Source organism: Nostoc sp. UIC 10890, assembly GCF_054786515.1.
On the sequence record NZ_JBSGKF010000001.1, the window covers coordinates 14,008 to 34,448 of the forward strand.

Consider the following 20,441-nt stretch of genomic DNA (forward strand, 5'->3'; position numbering starts at 1 on the left):
CTATGCCTCTGCCGCGTGAAGTAAGCGAACATAAGTTCCGCCTTGCTGCCATAATTCCTCATGAGTGCCACGCTGCACGATTTTACCTTGCTCTAGCACAATAATTTCATGGCAATCGCGGATTGTGCTGAGGCGGTGGGCTACTACAATACACGAACAACCACGCTGTTGCAAGTTGCGGTTAATAATCAACTCCGTTTCTGCATCTAAAGCGCTGGTTGCTTCATCCAATACTAAGATTGTGGGATTTCTCACCAAAGCGCGGGCAATTTCTAAACGCTGGCGTTGTCCACCACTAATATTCATACCGCCTTCGATCAACTCAAAGTCATATTTCCCAGGCATAGATGCGATCGCATCATGAATCGCTGCATCTTGGCAAGCCTGTACTAAATCACCTTCTGGTACAGTTGAATCCCAAAGAGTGATGTTTTCTCGGATAGTGCCGGCAAATAAAAAGATATCTTGTTCAACCATTGCCAACCAGTTAGCCAGAACAGAACGCTTAATTTGCGATCGCTCTACACCATCAAAACAGATTTCCCCATCCCAAGGTTGATAAAGACCACAAATTAATTTAGCAACTGTAGATTTACCAGAACCACTTCCCCCCACAAGGGCTATTCTTTGCCCTGGCTTGACAGTCAAACTCAAATTCTCAATCAACGGAGGTTCTACACGACTGTACCCAAAAGTGACATTCCGTAACTCAACATGACCCTGTAATTGCCAGGGCATTGGGCATTGGGCATGGGGAATACTTGTAATAAGTTCCCCTCTGCTCCTCTGCTCCTCTGCTCCCTTGCCTTTCTCGACTTCCAAATCAACGGGATTTTGTAATACATCATCAAGGCGGTTTAAATCAGCTTCTAAATCTTGGAGTGTACTGCCGAAATTAACGAGGCTATTAACTGGCTCTAAAAAACTCAGTGTTAAACTTTGATAGGCAACCAGCATCCCAATACTGAGATTGCCCTTCATTACCTGTAAACCACCAACCAGCAAAATAGAAGCTGTGGTTAGGGCTGTCAAAATTGTGGGTAATGTGGTGAGAATTTGAGTTTGTAAACCTAATTGTTGTTGGGCGTTCATGGCTTTAGCATAATAACCCGCAAACCGAGCAAATAAATCTGACTCCAGCCCAGAAGCTTTGATGGTTTCTATCGTTTGGATGCCGCTAATCGTTACTCCGCCCACCTTGCCATATTCTTGAGCTAGGCGCATATTTGTATCTACACGAGTTTGTGATAAAAATAGGAGGGCGAGAATGTTGATTAAAGCAAAACCGACTGCGATCGCACTCAGCAATTGGTCATACTGAATCATAATCAGCAGGTAAAATATCATCATCACCGCGTCAATTACTGTAGTTGCCAAAGACCCTGAGAGTACTTCCGCCACCCGGTCATTCAGTTGCACCCGGCTACTGATTTCCCCAGCAAAACGCTGGTCATAAAACCCAATAGGCAATCGCAGAATATGCCAGAGAAATTGTCCTGATGTGCTGACTGACAACTTAACCATTAATCGCCGCAGGTAGTTAAGCCGCAGTCTAGCAAGGAATGCCCGTAATAAAGTAGTTAACAGCATTCCTAACAGCAAAGGTCGTAACCAATCTTGCCGATCTTGGATTAAAATCTCATCGATAAATACTTGAGAAAAGGCTGGCACAGCTAACCGAGGCAGTGTTAGCAATAACCCCGCAAGCAAGCAAAATAAGATAGTAACTCGTGAGTTTTGTAAGCGGCTACTTAAGGCTGAGACAATGTGATTTTTTTTGCCTCCCTTTTGAAAATCCGCTCCTGGTTCCATTGTCAGCACAACACCCGTGTATGCGCGATCAAACTCTTCCCAACTCACTGTTCTCCGACCATTAGCAGGATCGTTGAGGTAGACGCGTTTTTTGCTATATCCTTCTACTACGAGAAAATGGTTAAAATTCCAAAAGGCAATGTAGGGAAGACGGGTAGTTTTGACGTTTTCTAGAGACAGTTTTAAACCTTTAGCATTGAGTCCATAATTTTTGGCAGCTTTGAGGATATTAAAAGCTTTACTTCCATCCCGCGAGACACCGCATTCTTCACGCAGTTTAGCCAGTGGCACAATCCGGCCGTAATAGCTCAGAATTATTCCTAAAGCCGCCGCACCACATTCAACCGCTTCCATTTGTAAAAGTGTAGAAGTGCGGACACGATTTGGTTTAAATTTTGGAATTGGGAATTGGGCATGGGGCATAGGGCATGGGGCATTGGTATTAGAACTTGGAAGTTGAGCCTCTGAGGGTGAACGTTGAGCCTTTGAAGGTGGAAGTTGAGCCTCTAAGGGTGAACCTTCAAGTTTTAACCCCAATGCCCAAATTAACGCGATGTGCAACTTATTCTTAGAACCCCACTTCCATTCCTCTCCCCCACAGGGAGAGAGGCTTTGATTATTGCTCCCCTTCCCTTGTAGGGAAGGGGTTGGGGGTTAGGTCTGAGATAAAGTTGCACACGGCGTAAATTAATAAATCCCAGTCCAAGAGCGTAGCATAGGAATAATATAAGAAATCGGTGCTTTTTCTCCAACTTTCACTTGAACTGATGTAGTTGTCCCAGAGGATATTTTTAAGGCTGGGCCATCAGAGGATGACCATTTATAACCACTGACTGATGTAGGGTTTTCTTGGAGTTGGACAAAAGCTTGCACCTGGCCTTCACCTTTACCCGCAAGACTGGTGGCAATTTCTTTGTTACCAACGATCGCTGTAATATCTTGTGTACTTACCGGAAATGAAGAAATATCTGCGATCGTTCCGACAATACCACCTTCGCGTTCACGTTTGGCAAAACTGGGAGTCACCTGTACAGCCATCCCCGGCTTGATTTGTTTACCATCTTTATTAGCAAAGTAAACAAGACTCATAAGTTTTGAATTTGGCTGTTCAGCTTCAATTGACCCCAAGCGACTACCCGGATTCATCATTTGTCCAGGGACAGCACTCAGTTCGAGAATGTGACCATTATATTTGCTAATAATTCTACTATCTTGAGATAGTTGGAGTTCTAATTGGGCAATTCGCCGCTTTACTTCCCGAATTTGATTTGTTTTATCAATTGATTGCTTTAAGTCTTGTTCGCGTAGCTTAGTATTTTGAGTATTAATATCTTTAATTTTGGTTTTAATTTCGTCAATTCTGTTAAGATTTTCTAGATATTCTCGTTGCGTGGTGGTTTCTTGGATTTCCAGATCCTTTAGTTGCACGTCAATATCTGACAATTCGCTTTGAGTATTAAAATATTCTTGTTCGGCTTGCACCAGCATATCTTGGCTGATGACATGCTGCTCAAAAAGGTGACGACGGTTATCAACCCGTCCTTTAAGAGTTTTGAGTAAGTAGTTTATTTGTTGTTTACGGGAATTAATACTTTGACGTTTTTGAGCGATCGCTCTTTGGGTTTGATCGCGTAACTTGGGTGCATCTTGCTCTCGGCGCAGGTTACTTTCCAAATCTAGTTTTTGCTGCCCAAGCGTCATGATTTGTTGGTCAATCAGCAGCTTTTGTAACCTGTCAGTTTCTTGATTTTGGGTTTGCAGTTGTTGCAACTTTATCTGCTCTTGCTGCAACTGCTGCTTCAAAGCTGATTGGTCGATAATACCCAGCACATCACCTTGTTTAATAATATCTCCCGCCTTCACCTTGAGAGTTAGTAATGGGCCAGAACTCGGTGCTTGAAATTCCACAACATGGTGCGGTTTAATCAATATACCTTGACCTGTGACCGTGAGAGGAATTCTGCCGAACACGCTCCAAACGCCAGCCACAGCAATCACAAAACTCATGGTAGATAAAGTCAACCAAGCTTGAGGCTTGACGACATTTATCGCTTGATCCAGTTGTTCTGGTGAAGATAAACGCTCTAGCGCTTCTTGGCGAAAGATGTGGCTGTGTTTGAGTTGCATTGTTCTTTTTCTGATGGCACTCAGAGTCTCAAGTCTTTTAGACTTCTAAGATTAAAGTGCGATCGGGGAGAACTAGGGGAGAAGTGAACTAGCAGAAGCGATCGCTTCTACTGCTTCAAATCAAAGCATAAACATCACCAATACTATATTTAGCTGACAATTCACAGAATAGGGTTAGCTAGGAGAGCGGCAAGACCTTTTTTGAACGCTATGTCAATAAATCCTCGCCTATAACTCGTCCTAGAGGTTTTTTATAAGTGAAGGTACAAGTATTACCATTATTAATGACTTGTCGTATCTCTTCACACATTGGGTATTTACCTACCCCACTCAACCTTACCCTAGCTTTAGATCCGGTGAGTGCAACTCCCTAGATGGTTATGAAGGCTTATACTTGGCATAAAATTTGACCTCTCAAAACTTTTCCAATACCCTCTAAGCAGTAACTAATGCCTTTAATTCCTCAGTTTTTAATCTTGGCCCATAGGATGTAACAATCTTAGAAGCTGCGGCCGATGCTAATTTTCCGGCTTCTTCATAGCTCATACCTTGGGTAATTCCATAGAGGAAAGCTCCTGCATACATATCTCCTGCTCCCACTGTATCTACAGCTTTTACTTGAGGTGCAGTGATTTCGATTAATTTCTGACCATCAAATACTACTGAACCCTTGGCACCACGAGTAATGGCAAATTTCTTACTCAGGGTTTTTAATTTGTCTACAGCTACTTGAAAATCTTCTGTATCTGCTAGTTCTAATGCTTCACTTTCATTAGCAAAAATCAAGTCTAAACCAGGGCCAATGATGTCTAATAACCCATCTTTAAAAAATTTCACCATGTTGTAATCAGATAAGGACATGGTGGTTTTTACTCCCGCTTTTTCAGCTATTTCTCTAGCCTTTATAGCTGCTTCTTTTGCTGTGGGAGAAGCCACTAAATATCCTTCTATATATATGTATTCTGAATCAGTGAGCGCTGATGATACTAATTCTTGTGTAGAAAATTCTCCAGTAATTCCTAAAAACGTATTCATGGTACGATCTGCATCGGGAGTTACTAACACCAAACATTTACCTGTAATTCCTGATTGGCGGTCGCCATTTATTAAGTTGGTATCTACCTGAGATTTGAGTAAATCTTCGATGTAAAAGTCTCCAAATTCATCATTAGCCACTTTACAGGAATAAAAAGCTTTTCCTCCTAATTGACTAATTGCCACCATTGTGTTCGCGGCTGATCCCCCACAACTCTTATGGCAATGAAGATTTTTGAGATTTTCCAAAATATGATTTTGACTGTCTTCATCTAGCAGTGTCATTACACCTTTGTCAATCTTTAGCTCTTGTAGTAACTCTGGAGATACTTCGTATTCTATATCTACTAAGGCATTACCTACACCATAAACATCATATTTCTTGCCCATTGTTTATCTCCAAGAATAATTTCTATCTGACTTGAACAGAACTGATAATAACAGATAGACAACTCCCCAAGAGTTGCTTGTCGATAATTTCGTAGACCCACATTTCTTTATGGTCTTTAGGCTACAGTACTTTTATCTCTGCGAAGAAAATTCTCTCCGAAAGCGGGTTATTCATTTTCAAGCAGGACTTGTCGATACAGGATAGCCGAGAAACCGTTACCTGGATGGTGAAGAATTTGCATGGCAGCCGGATAAAGGAATTTTGGGAGAAAAACAATTCTTTTAATCAGCAACCAGATGCTGAAATTTCAGATAAAGATGCTGGCTCTGAAGAAATACGTGCTTTAAATCAAGCATCTATTTCAGGTCAATCAGAGCAAGGGTTTCAAAAACTCTCACGAACTACTCAGGAACAGTTCACGAACTCAAATGATGAGTTCGTGAACTGTGTCTCTGACACGCTTACACAAAATCCGCGTGAGGAGGAGACGGCTCACGCGCCCTTGAGGGGCGCGTCGCCTCAGACTGTTAAAAGCGTGGAAGAGTTAGAGAAAGATTTGCCTGTGGCAATGGACTGCACGACGCTAACGCTTGTGGATGCTGCACCGAGTCAATCTACTTCTCTACGAGACGCTGCGCGAACGTTGTTGGCTGAAAACCTCTCTTGTGGCGTTGAGCCGAAAGACTATCATGTTCGCGTAGCTTCTCGTAGAGAAGATACTGGTTCCGCCGCGCCCATCGCTCAAAATGAAAAATCCCTAAATTCTGCGATGCCTGCGGCGGGCGTAGCCATCGCTAATCAAACACCAAAGCTTGTAGAACAGGATCACTCTGCTATGTTGTTAGTGGAAAACTCGGTTTCGGGTGCAGAAGTCAAAGCGGATCATGAAGGCGAAGGTTCCGCCGCGCCCGTGCCAAATCCTGAAAAGTGGTCGCATGAGAAAGTAAGTGTTTTTAGATACATATTTGATTGTTAAAATGTAGTGACAGAAAAGTTACTCCGCCTCCTGCCATCCTTCAATTGATGCCAGCAGAATATTAACTAAAGGATGATCAATTAGCTCTTTAAATGCTTCAGTCCCTCCAGCCTTCAATGCCCCAATTACTCGCACTTTCAATGTTGGGTTATTTTCAATCTCGTCTACAGCCCTAGCTACCATAGTCATTTTCTGTGATGTCGTTGTAGTGGGGTATGTCTGGCTCAGTTGGTTGAGAAGCTGCTGAATCTCTGCTGCGGCTTGAGCTAGGTTCTGCTTTTGTTCAGGGTTGTAGTTGGTGATATTGCCGCCGATTTGGTGCGCGTTTACGGTGTCGGCGTTGACCAGACCGCCACCGAATTGAGCGCCCTGTAAGTTGTTGTTGAATAATTGTTTTGAGCTTTCCGACATTATAGTATCTCCTTGATTTTGATAACTTTGAGCATAGAAGCTGGGGCGCTGTAGTGCTGTCACTACCATATTCTGTAGATCAGTAATTCTCTTATCTTTCTCTGCTATTAACTTTTGAACTTCTTGCTCTGCCAAAGCTTTTAGCTGATTATAGGTAGTGAAATACTCTGCACTCAGTTCAGATTTGTCAGCCGTTACTGCGGTTTTGGCACGAAGCAGAAACTTATCCTGCCCTCGTTTTTCCATTGCCACTATTTCTAATTCAGCATCGGGGTTATTTTCTGCTAACTGCTTAAACGAAATGGCGATCGCTCTGGGGTCAACTCCCTGACTATGATAGAGGTCAAGAGTGTCGAAGATGGGCTTGATGAAATCCCCAAACTCACCCGGAGCAAAAACTTCTTGTCTATTGTCTGGTTTGCGGTGAGGGTCTGGGTTTTCTTTTGTTGGGAGCCGCATATAAACGTATTCGCATTTCACGCCGTCAAAATTGGTATCAGTCGTAATACCCCAGTCTTCAATGTAGGCTCCAGTGAGAGTAGCGCCCGTGAAGTCGGTTCCGTCTAATTGAGTTTGCTTTAGTTTTGCTCTGGATAAGTCTGCGTCTTGCAAGTTGGCTTCGCTAAGATCAGTACCTATGAAGCTGGCATCTGCTAAATTAGCTCCTTGTAAATTGACCCCTCGCAAGTCTTGATGGTCAAAGTTTTTTTCCTGTCCCTGACCTGTAGTTAGTAATTGACGTATTTGCAGGTTTTGAAGATAACTCAAACCAGGACGAACACGGTCAAGCATTTTAACTTGATGCCAACGGGTATTGGTAAGGATAGCGTTGCGGAAATCTGTACTTTTAAGTTTAGCTGCTGTGAAATCAGTATTAGTCAAGTTAGCGCCACGAAAACTCGTACCTCCTGTTGCAGCCAAGATAATAGCAAGATTACGAACCCAGGAATATTTTTCATCTTCTTTCATTGCTTGCGAAGTGATATAGATGCTAATCAACAGTCCAGCTAAGGCTACAGCTATAACGAAGGCGTTTGCTCCAGCTAAAACTCCAGCGATAGCGAAAGCTGTAATGAAGGCTATAGTGAAAGCAAAGGCTCCGGCTCCAACTACAGCCACTGCTGCGATCAAAGCTCCAAATCCAGATCCTGCAAAGACTCCGGCTACAGTTCCTGCTCCAACAGTGTCGCCCAAAAATATAATTACAGATGCGGCTATCGCTACAGCTACGGCAAAGATTCCTAACCCAGCTCCTACTCCTTGGCGAATCGTAGTGAAAAAGAAGACAATCAGTAGTATTAAAGTAGTCCAACCCAAAAACTGGTTACTAAGCAGAGAGCCTTCAAATATTAGCAAGAGCAAATAACCATTTAAATACCAGATAAATCCTGAGATTCCCGACAACAAACATGAGACCAAGACTAGGAAAATTGCCCACTGGCCTTGCAGTCCCGCTTGGGCATGTCTGAAGTCAGCTTCTCTCAAATTAGCCCCACAAAAATCTGTTCCCCGAATATCTGCGTGACTAAAGTTTGCACCAGTAAAGTCTTGACCTTTGAATGAACGACCTCTGAGGTTCTGGTGAGAGAAGTCTTGCGGCATGGCAGGGCTTGTGAAAGCAAGGGTTGAAGCTAGATACAGCTTGATTGTGCGCTTTTACGGACTTCTGCACAAGATTTTGTCATAAATGGCAAACAAACGGAAGTTATTACGGCTGTGGTGAATTTCTACAGGGTGATCCCACCCTGAAAATCGGAGTCTGCAAACTCAACGATCTGCTTGAGTCGGCTTTTGTTGTTCTTGTGCGATCGCCTCCGGCGGGCGATCGCGCCATCGCAGTTTTGGCTAAATGCAGAGATTGGGCGTACAGTCAGGCGGTTCTGGGACAAAGTTGGCAAAAACAATAAGTCCTTAAAATTCCTTTAAAGTTTCCTGTAAGGTTTTTTAACCTATTGTCAGTAGTTTAAAAGTTATGGTATTCCAATCTACCTTGTCAACTACGAGCTTGTGTATAGGTAATTTTGGCAGTTTTTGCCAGAAATGCTGTCAACTCTGCTCTTAACAGAGGTATTTAACCCTCAAATAAAATCGAAAACTACCATGAACAAACAATCATTGAGCTACAAAGCCTCAATTATTCCTCTATTAGGTGCAATAATAATCGCCAACGGATTTTTCTCCAAAGTATCGGCGCAAAATATTTCTGCTCCAGAGTTTGTGACAACTTCAATAGTGGGACGTTGTTCGTTAGCTTTCAGACGATGTTTAAGAATAAGAATAGTGCTATCAATATCTTCGTGAATGTTAAATGGTACTTTGTAATCGCGATCGGCACGAGAGAAAGTGCGAAGTGAGGTGGGGCGCTTCTTAACGAAACGGACACACCACTGTTTCGGAAGAATTTGTCTAAATTGGGTAAACATGGAGTCACAGAGATTAGTATTTAGGTTGAAATATTTACAGAAAGTTCGTGTGGATATGCTAAATCGGTAGCTCGATTGCAAATTCAGTACCTTCGCCTGGTCTAGACTTTACCTCGATTGTTCCTCCATGCTTCTCTGTGACAATCTGACGCGCGATCGCTAATCCTAACCCCGTACCTTTACCCACGCCTTTTGTAGTAAATAAGTGGTCAAATATCTTTTCTTGCACTTTTTCATCGATTCCCTGACCATTATCTGCGATCGCAATTTTCACGCCTTCATTTTCTAAGGAGGTTTTAATTCTAATTTGGTTGGGATTAGACTGGATTTCTGTAAAACTCCGTCCAATATTTGATTCATCTAGCGCATCAATGGCATTTGCCAGAATATTCATAAATACCTGATTTAATTGCCCAGGAAAACATTCAATCTGGGGCAAATTACCGTAATCAGTGACCACTTCAATTTCTGGACGTTCTTCATTAGCTTTCAGACGATGTTTGAGAATTAAAATAGTGCTGTCAATACCTTCGTGGATATTAAACGGCACTTTGTAATCTTTATCAGCACGGGAGAAAGTCCGAAGACTGGTGCTGATGTTGCGGAGGCGATCGCACGCCATTGTCATAGAATCAATGATCTTGGTTAAGTCTGATAAACTATAATTTAAGTCAATATCCTCGGCATGATATTTTATTTCATCGCTGGGATTGGGTAGACTTTCTTGATATAGTTTTAAGTGTTCAAAAATATCTGCAATAGTGGGTTTAGCTTGTTGGAGACTGGCAGCAATAAAGCCCAAAGGATTGTTCATTTCATGGGCTACCCCAGCAACTAAATTACCTAATGCAGACATTTTTTCGCTTTGAACAACTTGTAATTGTGCTTGTTGTAACTCTTGTAATGCTTGCCCAGCTTGTTGATAAAGTCGAGCATTCTCTAGAGATATTGCAGCTTGAGATGAAAGAAGGTTAATAACGCTGAGGCGATTGTTAGTAAAAACTCCTTGAGTCAAGCTATTTTCTAAATATAGAATACCTAGCAAATATCCTTGATTAATAATCGGGACACACAGCACACTCTGGGGTTGATGTTCTAACAGATATTCCCCAATTACCCCAGGAATATCTGTTTTACAATTGTCTATAACAATTGTTTGTTGAGTATTTTTGACATAATTAATAATTTTTACAGGAACATCTTGACAATTATCTAGTGGTTGTGAGTTGAGGATAGTTTGTATTTCCTCATGCTCAATAAAGGTAATTGCTTTAACTTCCCAAGTGTTTTCCTCTTGGGGAAGAATTAGTACAACTTTTTTCGCGCCAGAGTTTTCTAGGATAATGCGAGTGAGGCTAGCAATGAGTTGATCTGATTTTAGAGAACTGGAAATAGCTTGAGCAGCTTTGAAAACAGAGGTAAAATCTAGAACATCAACAATACTAGTGCTGCCAGTACTAGAAGATGAGGCTGTACCACGAAAAGCAATGGTTTCTAAGGGATTGAGATTGATTTGTTGGTGTTGCAAGATGGGTTGCAGTAGTTGGGGATAAGTTTTTTCTAGGTGATTAACTTTGGCTTTAGCTCCCCAACGGGCGTAGCAGTAGTATGCTTCTTGTATATAGACTTGGGCGATTTTTTCTTTACCCCAGTCGAGGTAGAATTTGGCTGTTAGTTCGTTGCTAAGTGCTTCTTCTTGAATGTAGCCGTTTTCTTTGGCAAGAGATATGGCGCGATCGTACAATTCTATTGCTTCGGTTTTTTGTCCTAATATCCGAAAGCTTTCAGCTTCTACCAAGTTGTATTTGTGGGCATAATTCTGTGGCGCACTTTCTGCCCATTTTTTTAGTTTTTTGTGAGTTTCTGCTACTCGCTCAATAATCAATTTTTGCTCAGTTATTGAGCAGTCTTTATATAAAGCTAAATTAGTCAAAGCCTCATAAAAATAAAAGGTTGGAATTAGCACTAATCCAGTCACGCTGGTTAAATATTTCTCTACAACACCGACGTTTTTTAGTGCTTCTTGATATTTGCCAAAGAGATAACACAAAAGCAATTTACAAAAATGAAGCTGACAAATAATACTAGTTTGATTGGCAGCTTGATGCAGAGGTAACATTGCAACTTCATCATAAACTTCGCCAATTAAAAAACAAGGATTGTCTGACATTCCCAACAAATTTAAAACTGATTGATAATAGATGCTATTGAAATTCAAATAGGTAGTTTGCTTAAACTGGTGCATAATTGTGCCATAGTTTCCCATAGCTTGGGCTAATTCCTCTAAACCATGACCACTCAAATAGGCATATCTGCCAAAAACATAGGCAGACATTACAGCATATTCAATATCACCAGTTTCTAAACCGCTTGTATAGGCTTGCAAAAGAGGATTTAAAGTGTCTTTAACAGGCGATTTCCAATGTCGAATAAAACAATTTACTGCAAATAGAGTTTTTGATTTCAGCTTAAAAGCATTTAAATGGTCAACCAACACTAATGCCATTTCCCCAAATTCATATCCTGTATCAATTTCTCCTAGAACGCCGCAGAGTATAAGTCCGTAACTAGCATAAGCATAGGTAGATTCTGGAGCATTACCATAGAGGATTGATAGTTGAACTTGTTTAAAGATAATTACTCGAAACAATGCGGGATTGGCTTGATAGGCCGCTGACATAATACTCGACAAAATTTGCATTGCTGCCAGAATATTTTCATCGGTCATTTTTGGCAGTTCTAGTAAATCTATCGCTGGTTTATCTGCCAAAAGATGTTTTGTTTGCTCCAGTTCACACTCAATATCAGTTTGATTGACTTGTTGAGGCAGTTCCACTCCTATTGATTGAAGAACAGCCAGTGCAGTTTGCAAAGCATTCTTGTGCTGTGCCTGTGCCATGTAGGCTTGAATTTTGACATTGTAGATAGGAATTTGTTCGAGGAGAGTTTTTGCTTGTTGCATAACAACAGTTGCATAGCTTTCCATGCGTTCAAAGTCACCACTCAGACAAAGTACTTCTGTAATGGATTGATATAGTAATAGTGTTAGCTCGTACTGGCTATACCAACTCTCATGAGGTAAAAGTTCTAAACCTATTGTCAAATATTCAACTGCTAATATATAAGCAGTTGCCAATTGTGCTTTTCTACCTGCTTTTAAATTCAATTTGAGGAGTTGTTCTCGTTCAATTGGATCAATAATAAGTGTTAATGCAATATTTAACTGATTAACAATTTCAAAGATTTTTTCTTCTTTTTGGATTTCAGGTGTGTTTTGAAGTAATAGCTTACCTATTTGTAGATGGGTAGCTTTTTTCTGTGCTTCAGGGATAAGAGAGTATGCAGCTTCTTGGACGCGATCGTGTAAAAATTTATAGTTAACAATTTCCGAATTTTCTTCAGCAATAGCTTGATTTCCCTCACTAAGATAAAATTTATAGACCTCGCTAGTAGGTAAAATTAAACCCTCGTGCAATGCATTCCACAAATTAGTTGCCGTTTCTGCTTGCGATTGTTCTAAAACAACTGCCAATGTTTTCAAATCAAACTGATTTCCAATACAAGCAGCTAATTTCAAAACTTCTTGAGTTGGTTGTGATAGCTTTCGTAATTGCACTACCATGAATTCAACGACATCATTCGTGACTGCTTGTTGATTAATTTGTGTGATATCACATTGCCAGTGTCCCTCTGTCAAGTTAAATTTAATTAGCCCATCCTGGTATAATGATTTAAGAAATTGAGTACCAAAAAATGGATTTCCAGAAGTTTTTTGATAGACTATTTGTGAAATTGGTAACGCTAACTTTTCTGAACATTTAAGCGTTGCAGAAATTAATTGATTCACATCCGCTTGACTTAATAATGCTAAAGTAATTGTGTTAATATTTGCTGCTGTTTTTTGCATCTCACTGACACTCAACATCAACGGATGCACTGGATTTACTTCATTATCTCGATAAGCACCAATTAATAACAGATACTTTGTATCAGCCATTAATAACTGCATTAATTTCAGTGATGCCAAATCAGCCCACTGCAAATCATCTAAAAATATTACTAATGGATGTTCAACGCTAGTGAAAACTTGAGTAAATTTTTGAAATAATAAATTAAATCTATTTTGTGATGCGCTTCCTGATAATTCTATGGCTGGCGTTTGTTTGCCAATAATTCTTTCTAATTCGGGAATCACTTCAATAATTACTTGTCCATTTTCACCTACAGCTTCTAAAATTTTAATTTTCCATTGCTGAATTTGAGCATCACTTTCTGTTAATAATTGGCCCATTAAATTTCGGAATGCTTGCACAAAGGCGATAAAGGGAACATTCCGTTGAAATTGGTCATATTTGCCTTTGATAAAATAACCGCGTTGGCGCACTATCGGTTTATGAACTTCGTTAACAACGGCAGTTTTACCAATGCCTGAAAAACCAGCGACCAGAATCATTTCAGTTGCACCTTTGCTAACTCTTTCAAAGGCTTCAATGAGGGCAGCTATTTCGGCTTCCCGTCCATAGAGTTTATCGGGAATAATAAAGCGATCGCACACATCACTTTGGGCAATTTCAAAGCTATCAATTGTGCCAGTTCCTTTTAGCTGATGTAAACATTTTTCAAAATCGGATTTTAATCCTAATGCACTCTGATAGCGATCTTCAGCATTTTTCATTATCAATTTTATGACAATATCTGAAATCACTTGTGGAATTTCTTCGCTTTTGATTTTTTCTGGAACTTTTGCAATATGACAATGTAGCAACTCCATTGGATCGTTTGATCTAAATGGTAAGCTTCCAGTTAGTAATTCGTAAAAAGTTACACCTAGAGCATAAAAATCAGTTCGATAGTCAATCCCTCGATTCATTCTGCCTGTTTGTTCTGGTGATAAATAACTGAGTGTCCCTTCTAATACATTTGGACTGATCAGCGTTTGGGTTTCTCGTGGTAGCAGAGATGCAATACTAAAGTCAATTAATTTAACTTGTTTAGTTTCAGGATTAATTAGAATATTGGCTGGTTTGATATCTTTATGAATAATCCGTTCGCGGTAGAGTATATCTAAGGTGTTGCACAGTGCGATCGCAATTTGTAAAAACTCTTGTAGAAAAGCGGTATGTCGCGTCTGGTTAGAGATGAAATAATCTTTAAGAGAAATCCCGCCAAAATCTTCCATTACCAACGCATAGCCATTTTGATATGGTTCCAAGCTGTAGGTTTGGATGATTAGAGGTGAGTTGAGATTTTTAGCTATGGTGTACTGATTACGAAATGATAAGAGTTCGCTGAAATTCGGATAAAGATTTTTGAGCAATTTAATCACAACAGGTAATGAGTCAGTTTCTCGATAACCGCGATAAACCAGAGTTCGAGAACCGTTGTAGAGTTTTTTGCTAATGCGATATCCAGGAATACTGACAATAGTGTTAAGCATATTGCTAAATCTTTAATACTTCCAGATTTAGTATTCCCTGATGGGTGAAGCAATTTATCTCCACAGCTTTTTGCGTTTGATCTGGGCGTTGCGATCGCTAATTAAACTCAGAAGCAAGAAGAACAGGGTTATTCTGCTACGTTGTTGGTTAAAAATTCAGTTTCAGGTGTAGAAGTCAAAGCAGTTCATCCAATGACGAAGCCTGCCGCGTCCGAACATAGCCAGACCGTAGACCCTTCTGTAATGCAGGACATGGCGTTAGAATGGTGATTGCGCCCAGTTAGAAGGCAAGAACGGGTGGGTGAACACAATGCCGTCGTATGTAGATTGTTGTAGCGCAAGCCATTGGCAGCTAGTGCGTCTAGGTGGGGTGTTTTGATAGGACTTCCGTAACATCCAAATGAGTACCAAATTCTAACCCCATGAGAAATGGTTCTACCAGATTCACCCCTATATCTAACAGTGCGAGTGTTGATTTGGCAATCACTAAAGAAATATTCTGCTCTAAACCGTCTTGCAGACGTTGGCGGTAGTGAGCATGAGGGTTAACTAATGGTGCTAAATTTACCCAGACTTCACCATCACGGATTTCTACTGCGAAACAAGGAACATCATCTGCCCACGAGTCAAACGTTCCACCACTATTCAGATCAAACCGGGCATAATGAGATTATTACTATGTCGGGAGGTTCGGAATCTCATAGCGCGATCGCCAGCAACTTCTTAATTTACTTAGGGTTTTTACTGAGAGACACCGATTTTCGTTTGTATAACAGCGACTTGCGAGTTTGGATTCCTGAATATCAGTGTGGGACTTATACCGATTTGATGGTTGTTAATGGCGAACCAGAGTTTAATAACGATCGCAATGATGAAATTCTGAATCCAATGCTTATCGTCGAAGTTTTATCACCCTCTACTGAAGCTTATGATCGCGGGGATAAATTCAGAAAATATCGCTCGATTGCCAGCTTTTGTGAATATCTGCTTGTGAGCCAAACTGAACCCTATATTGAGCAGTATCACAACTTAGATCGTAACAGTAACGATCGCTGGCTATCATTGTGAGCCCTAGCTATCTAATTGGTGTTGTTTACAGGACAGTCGCAAAACACGCCTTGTCAGCCAGTACTACTGCAAGCGGAAGCTCTCAAATATAAAAAACGGCTTAATGGTGTTTCCATTGAAATGCGGCATGGCGAAATCGTTGGGCTTGCGGGTTTGCTCGGCTCTGGTCGTAGTCAAACGGTGCGTGCCTTGTTCGGGGCTGAACCTCTTGAAGCTGGAACTGTAAAACTCGAAGGTAGTCTTTTATCGCTACGCGATCCTCATGATGCGAATCATGGCATTGGTTTCAGTCATTGTGGCATTGCTGATTAAGTATGGGATGACTGTTGCCATCTTGTTCGCAAATTGCCAAAATTGTTCAGTGTATTCTCCCATACTCCGACTCCAGAAGCGTCAACAATTTCTCTTCGACAGCCGTTAAATAAGGCCGATTCACCTTACCCAACGACTGCAACAGACTTTTGACTGTCTCCTCCACCGAATCGGAATACACTCGATTGATGCGATCACCTACGGTGGGCGGTTACGCCATCGCAAATCACCTGCATCTGCTCACACTAGGCAGGTAAGTATTCGTAAGATTTCAGATGTTGCAAGCCAACGGTGTGTTCGCCATTCCATATTCTCACACTGCAACTAAAGTCATTCACTGCGCTGACAATCCGCCAACACCCACCCTTGCCGATTAATTACTTATACAAAAAAGATAAGGGATTGCTCATATTTTCAGCAAAACCAAGAATCCCGCGATCGCGATGTTCGTAAATTAACTGACCTTGGGAATCAAATAGAAAAGTGCCTCCCCGTTGTGTCAAATAAGATGAATCTGGTACATAAATATTCCAGTTTCTCAAAACTTCAGTCATGTTTCGCAGGCGCAGGGTTGCTAATTCAAATGGGCGCTGAAAACCTTTTCCTCCAGCCGCTTTGAAAAACGAACCTTTTATTGGTGGTAAAGGTGTACCTTTGATAACTTCCTCATCAGCAATTAATTGAGGTGCTTTTTTATCACCTTTGTAACCCCGAAAAACTTCTTTGAGAGTTCCAGGGCTACGAATTCCTGCACACATTAAGATTAAATTAAGCCAAGCTGTTTGTGAACTTGATAGCAAAGGAAATTGTATAGATAAGCCGCGATAAAGCCGTAAAAGCTCGTGAATTTCAGCCTTTGCATCCACAAATAACCATTCTTGAGGAAAGCCAGTATATTCGCAAAACTTGATCCCAGAATTGCGATCTCCAATTCCAATAGCACGAATTGTGATTCCTCTGGCTTCAATCTCTTCAAATTCTTTTCGCAGCCACCAAGCATATTCTAAGTTATCAAAATCTCCCAACTGCGACCAAATAAGCACGAGCAACTTTGAAGTATTAGAGCAACCATTTAAAACGGGTTTAATCTCTCCATCACTAACTCGCAAGCGTTGAGTTTGACTCAAAATTGAGTAAATATCTGGAGAATTGGTGGGTGTTTCAGTATTTATGTACATGAAGGCAACAGTCTTTAAATAAAATTTTAGATGGATTCGGACAGCAACCCTGACATCTCTAATACTCGTCCTGACCAAGCACTAGTTTGCTCGGACATATTTCTGCGTTCGTTATCATCAGACCAAATACTATCAAAAGTTAATCTCCATCGTGCCAGTTGAACTTGAATGTTAACCAAGTGGGGGCTGTCCACAAGCGGGAAAGAATTTGGATTATTGCCTACTCCCAAAGCCCAAGACGGGATACATCCTGGAATCAGTACGAGAAAGCCGGGACAAACGCTGCATCTGTCGGCTGCTGTCATACCCACACCAACCAAAATAGATGCCAACAACAATTACAGGAAACCAACTAAAGGCGGCAGAAACCTTTGTTACGAGGTGGACAGCACTCCAAATCGTTCTCTCAATCCACTTTTTGTCAGCGCGATCATGGGCTTTCCCAACGGTTGGGTAAATATCTCATACGACAGCCAGACCTTGACAGATGGCTGTGTACTACCACATCCCCAGCTTCAGTCGGCTTACTCGTACTGAAATTGCAGCACTTACGCTAGTTGGCATAAATTGCTAAAGCATCACTATCAATTAGCTTTTTTAGGCGTTCTAGACCGTACTTATTCTTAATTTGTGTAAGGAATGGGACGCTAACTAATTCTTTACTACGACTTGCCCGAAGTTATAGGGATTGCTGCCAGCGATTCTCTGCTTAAAAGCTAGTGTCTTGATAAGAAGTTTCTTCTTGTTCTCGAATAGGTTTAATAAGTGCGAGTGGCCACTAATATTACAAGTATTTTTTAGTCTACAATACCAGTAGTTAACAACGGAGTAATCGCGCTCACATGAGGAAATAAAATACTCTACTATTGCTAATAATAGCTTTAATTATTTAGGCAGATGTTACGATATTTTTATGAGGGATTTTAATAGTAAATGTAGTTCCAACTCCTACTTGACTTTCTAAATGGATTTCTCCTTTGTGTCGTTCTACACACTTTTTAACAACCGCTAAACCTAGTCCCGTACCAACAATATTATTCACATTTTGACCTCGATAAAAAGGCTCGTAAATTTGTTCTTGTTCTGTTGTTGGAATACCTATTCCTTGGTCTATTACTTGAAAAAATACAGCATCTGCTTTTGAGTTTAAAACCAAGTATATCTTACTTTTAGGAGATGAGTACTTAATAGCATTTAAAAGTAAGTTACTGAGGATGGAATACAGCAGTTTTTCATCTAGATTAGCTCGAAAACACTGCCCATGATTTCTAAACTCTATTAAATGTGGTGTTGTACCAAAAATTTGTAAATCTTCTACCAAATTTAAGCAGAAATTTTCTAGATTAATTAATTGAGGTTTGTAATCCAATTTCCCCGCTTCTGATCTTGTTAAGGTCAATATATCTGTCAGCAGATGATTCATTAATTTAGCTGAAGACTGAATCCGATAAAGATTTTTTAACTGCTTCTCATCTACCAATTCCTCAAGAATCTCTTGCAATAATTGAGATGATAGCAAAATGATGCTTAAAGGTGTACGAAATTCATGAGAAATCATCGAAAACAAGCGAATTTTTAATTCTCCCAATTCTTTTTGCTGCGCTAGTGAAAATTCTAAAAACTCAATTTTTTCGCGTTTTATCCATTGCCGAACAAGAATAATACATAAACTAAAAATTACTGCGAAACTTAAAATAGTTCCTACTATTTCCATTAAAATTCTCAAGTGAATGCTGTTCTCAGATTCTTCTAGAAAGCTTTGTAAATAACGTTGTTCTTCCGCTTCAATATTTGCTATTATACGTAAGATTTCTTGTCGAAGCTTAACACTACGAGCAGTAATATTAGTTTGTGCTTCTAATGCTGTTTTATCTTTTTGATAAAGTTCTATTGATTGTTTCAAAAGAGCTAATCTTTCATTAACCAACGAGTTCATCTGTATAAGTTTTTGTTGCTGGGTCAAACTAGGATGTATTTGTTCTTTTAACAGCTTGAGTTGAGATTGTATATTTATTATTTCATTTTGATAACGCTTTAAATCTTGTTCACTTCCCAAAAATATGTATCCTCGTCGTGCTGATTCTGCCGATGTCATTGCCGCAGAAAAATTTGTCAAAGTATTGAGGGTCTGATAAGTATTCTGCACCTTATTAGCACCTTGTTTGATTTCAATTGTATTCTTAAAAGAAGCGAAAGTAACTATTCCCATAAGCAATAAAGTTAAAGCAAAACCTCCAGCTATCCATTTTCGTTGGGGAAAAAATTTGATAAATTGCCACATCATAAAGTTAAGATATTCTCTAAAAAAGAAAAAGATTGAATATTATAATTTGAGCATACGTGATAAATTTAAACTAATACTTACCTACTGCTAAACAAAGGAATAAATTATGCGAATTCTTGTAGTTGAAGATGATATTCAACTGGCAGAGGTACTTACAGAAGCTTTAATTAGACGGCAGTATGTAGTAGATGTTGCCAAAGATGGAGAAGCAGCTTGGAATTCAGCAGAATTATTTAAGTACGACTTGGTGGTATTGGATGTAACTTTACCAAGGCTAGATGGCATCCGATTTTGTCAAAGGTTGCGTACTGCTAGCACTACTAATCCAGTATATCAAAACACTAGCGCCCCAGTGCTGATGTTGACAGCTCGTGATACTGTAGCTGATAAAATTGCTGGTTTAGACGCAGGAGCAGATGATTATGTTGCTAAACCATTTGATTTAGAAGAGTTAATGGCTCGTGTACGTGCCTTACTCAGACGTGGTAGCTCCGCAAGCACAATGAATTTATCTTGGGAGAAGTTACACCTAAATCTCAGTAATTATGAGGCTACTTATGATTCTTATCCATTGACATTAACACTAAAAGAGTATGCCATTTTAGAATTGCTGGTTGCTAATGGCAGACGTGTACTGAGTCGTTCTAGCATTATTGAGCAGGTTTGGGCAGTAGATGATTCTCCAGTAGAGGAGACTGTTCGCTCTCATATTAGATGTCTTCGACAAAAGCTCAGAGCTTTGGGTGCGCCAGAAAATTTTATTGAAACAGTTCATGGATTAGGCTATCGTCTCAAGCAGAAATAATCTTTCTCCAAAAATATAACAATTATCATATAGGACTCCGATTTGATTTCTGAAAACATACTCAGACTGAAAAGCCTGTTTTTTAAGGGTGTTATCTGAAATCTTATTCAAAAATCAGATATGAGTCCTATAGTATTTTCTAATACTTTTTGAACTTATACAAACATAAGAATATATTAATA

At 40.2% G+C, this 20,441-nt stretch carries 16 protein-coding genes and 1 pseudogene; 6 read left to right on the forward strand and 11 right to left on the reverse strand.

Annotated elements, in window-relative coordinates:
- The 3 genes from ACWATR_RS00050 to ACWATR_RS00060 form a co-directional block, all read right to left on the reverse strand.
- Entirely contained in the window at window positions 1-2,235 is a 2,235-nt protein-coding gene (locus ACWATR_RS00050; RefSeq protein ID WP_460340086.1) for an NHLP family bacteriocin export ABC transporter peptidase/permease/ATPase subunit, read from the reverse strand.
- 264 nt (window positions 2,236-2,499) lie between these two features.
- Window positions 2,500-3,939 (reverse strand): NHLP bacteriocin system secretion protein, encoded by a 1,440-nt coding sequence (locus tag ACWATR_RS00055; RefSeq protein ID WP_460328312.1) that lies wholly within the window; start codon window positions 3,937-3,939, stop codon window positions 2,500-2,502.
- Window positions 3,940-4,374: 435 nt separating this feature from the next.
- Window positions 4,375-5,364, reverse strand: a complete 990-nt coding sequence (locus tag ACWATR_RS00060) for an adenosine kinase (protein WP_460328315.1) — start codon at window positions 5,362-5,364, stop codon at window positions 4,375-4,377.
- A gap of 188 nt (window positions 5,365-5,552) precedes the next feature.
- Here ACWATR_RS00060 and ACWATR_RS00065 point away from each other — a divergent pair, with 188 nt between their 5' ends.
- Window positions 5,553-6,341 (forward strand): hypothetical protein, encoded by a 789-nt coding sequence (locus ACWATR_RS00065; protein WP_460328317.1) that lies wholly within the window; start codon window positions 5,553-5,555, stop codon window positions 6,339-6,341.
- An 18-nt stretch (window positions 6,342-6,359) separates the two neighbouring features.
- On the opposite strand, the gene ACWATR_RS00070 is transcribed toward ACWATR_RS00065, so the two are convergent.
- The 4 genes from ACWATR_RS00070 to ACWATR_RS00085 form a co-directional block, all read right to left on the reverse strand.
- Window positions 6,360-8,354 (reverse strand): pentapeptide repeat-containing protein, encoded by a 1,995-nt coding sequence (locus ACWATR_RS00070; RefSeq protein WP_460328319.1) that lies wholly within the window; start codon window positions 8,352-8,354, stop codon window positions 6,360-6,362.
- A gap of 125 nt (window positions 8,355-8,479) precedes the next feature.
- Window positions 8,480-8,650 (reverse strand): hypothetical protein, encoded by a 171-nt coding sequence (locus ACWATR_RS00075; protein WP_460328321.1) that lies wholly within the window; start codon window positions 8,648-8,650, stop codon window positions 8,480-8,482.
- A 222-nt stretch (window positions 8,651-8,872) separates the two neighbouring features.
- Window positions 8,873-9,175, reverse strand: a complete 303-nt coding sequence (locus ACWATR_RS00080; RefSeq protein ID WP_460340761.1) for a hypothetical protein — start codon at window positions 9,173-9,175, stop codon at window positions 8,873-8,875.
- A 58-nt stretch (window positions 9,176-9,233) separates the two neighbouring features.
- Complete coding sequence (locus tag ACWATR_RS00085; protein WP_460328323.1) at window positions 9,234-14,612, reverse strand: ATP-binding sensor histidine kinase; 5,379 nt, start codon at window positions 14,610-14,612, stop codon at window positions 9,234-9,236.
- Window positions 14,613-14,652: 40 nt separating this feature from the next.
- Between ACWATR_RS00085 and ACWATR_RS00090 the strand changes: the two genes are divergently transcribed.
- The gene (locus ACWATR_RS00090) at window positions 14,653-14,784 is read left to right on the forward strand and encodes a hypothetical protein (protein ID WP_460328325.1); all 132 of its coding nucleotides are present in this window, start codon (window positions 14,653-14,655) and stop codon (window positions 14,782-14,784) included.
- A 55-nt stretch (window positions 14,785-14,839) separates the two neighbouring features.
- Here ACWATR_RS00090 and ACWATR_RS00095 read toward each other — a convergent pair.
- Window positions 14,840-15,013: pseudogene (locus tag ACWATR_RS00095) on the reverse strand (sulfatase-like hydrolase/transferase); the annotation flags it as partial.
- A gap of 151 nt (window positions 15,014-15,164) precedes the next feature.
- Here ACWATR_RS00095 and ACWATR_RS00100 point away from each other — a divergent pair.
- Together ACWATR_RS00100 and ACWATR_RS00105 are read left to right on the forward strand one after the other, a co-directional pair.
- A complete protein-coding gene (locus ACWATR_RS00100; RefSeq protein ID WP_460328328.1) occupies window positions 15,165-15,680 on the forward strand; it encodes a Uma2 family endonuclease in 516 nt (171 codons plus the stop codon).
- 21 nt (window positions 15,681-15,701) lie between these two features.
- Entirely contained in the window at window positions 15,702-15,992 is a 291-nt protein-coding gene (locus ACWATR_RS00105; protein WP_460328329.1) for an ATP-binding cassette domain-containing protein, read from the forward strand.
- Between the two features lie 377 nt (window positions 15,993-16,369).
- Here ACWATR_RS00105 and ACWATR_RS00110 read toward each other — a convergent pair whose 3' ends face one another.
- Together ACWATR_RS00110 and ACWATR_RS00115 are read right to left on the reverse strand one after the other, a co-directional pair.
- Complete coding sequence (locus tag ACWATR_RS00110; protein ID WP_460328330.1) at window positions 16,370-17,170, reverse strand: peroxiredoxin-like family protein; 801 nt, start codon at window positions 17,168-17,170, stop codon at window positions 16,370-16,372.
- 26 nt (window positions 17,171-17,196) lie between these two features.
- Window positions 17,197-17,349: a hypothetical protein gene (locus ACWATR_RS00115; RefSeq protein ID WP_460328332.1), complete on the reverse strand. Its 153-nt coding sequence runs from the start codon at window positions 17,347-17,349 to the stop codon at window positions 17,197-17,199.
- Here ACWATR_RS00115 and ACWATR_RS00120 point away from each other — a divergent pair.
- Window positions 17,339-17,707: a hypothetical protein gene (locus ACWATR_RS00120; protein ID WP_460328334.1), complete on the forward strand. Its 369-nt coding sequence runs from the start codon at window positions 17,339-17,341 to the stop codon at window positions 17,705-17,707. The two genes, ACWATR_RS00115 and ACWATR_RS00120, sit on opposite strands and share 11 nt — an antisense overlap.
- Before the next feature lie 352 nt (window positions 17,708-18,059).
- Here the strand turns inward: ACWATR_RS00120 and ACWATR_RS00125 are convergent, their stop codons facing one another.
- Window positions 18,060-19,454 (reverse strand): sensor histidine kinase, encoded by a 1,395-nt coding sequence (locus ACWATR_RS00125; RefSeq protein ID WP_460328336.1) that lies wholly within the window; start codon window positions 19,452-19,454, stop codon window positions 18,060-18,062.
- A 106-nt stretch (window positions 19,455-19,560) separates the two neighbouring features.
- Here ACWATR_RS00125 and ACWATR_RS00130 point away from each other — a divergent pair, with 106 nt between their 5' ends.
- The gene (locus tag ACWATR_RS00130) at window positions 19,561-20,259 is read left to right on the forward strand and encodes a response regulator transcription factor (protein ID WP_460328338.1); all 699 of its coding nucleotides are present in this window, start codon (window positions 19,561-19,563) and stop codon (window positions 20,257-20,259) included.
- Window positions 20,260-20,441: the final 182 nt, after the last annotated feature.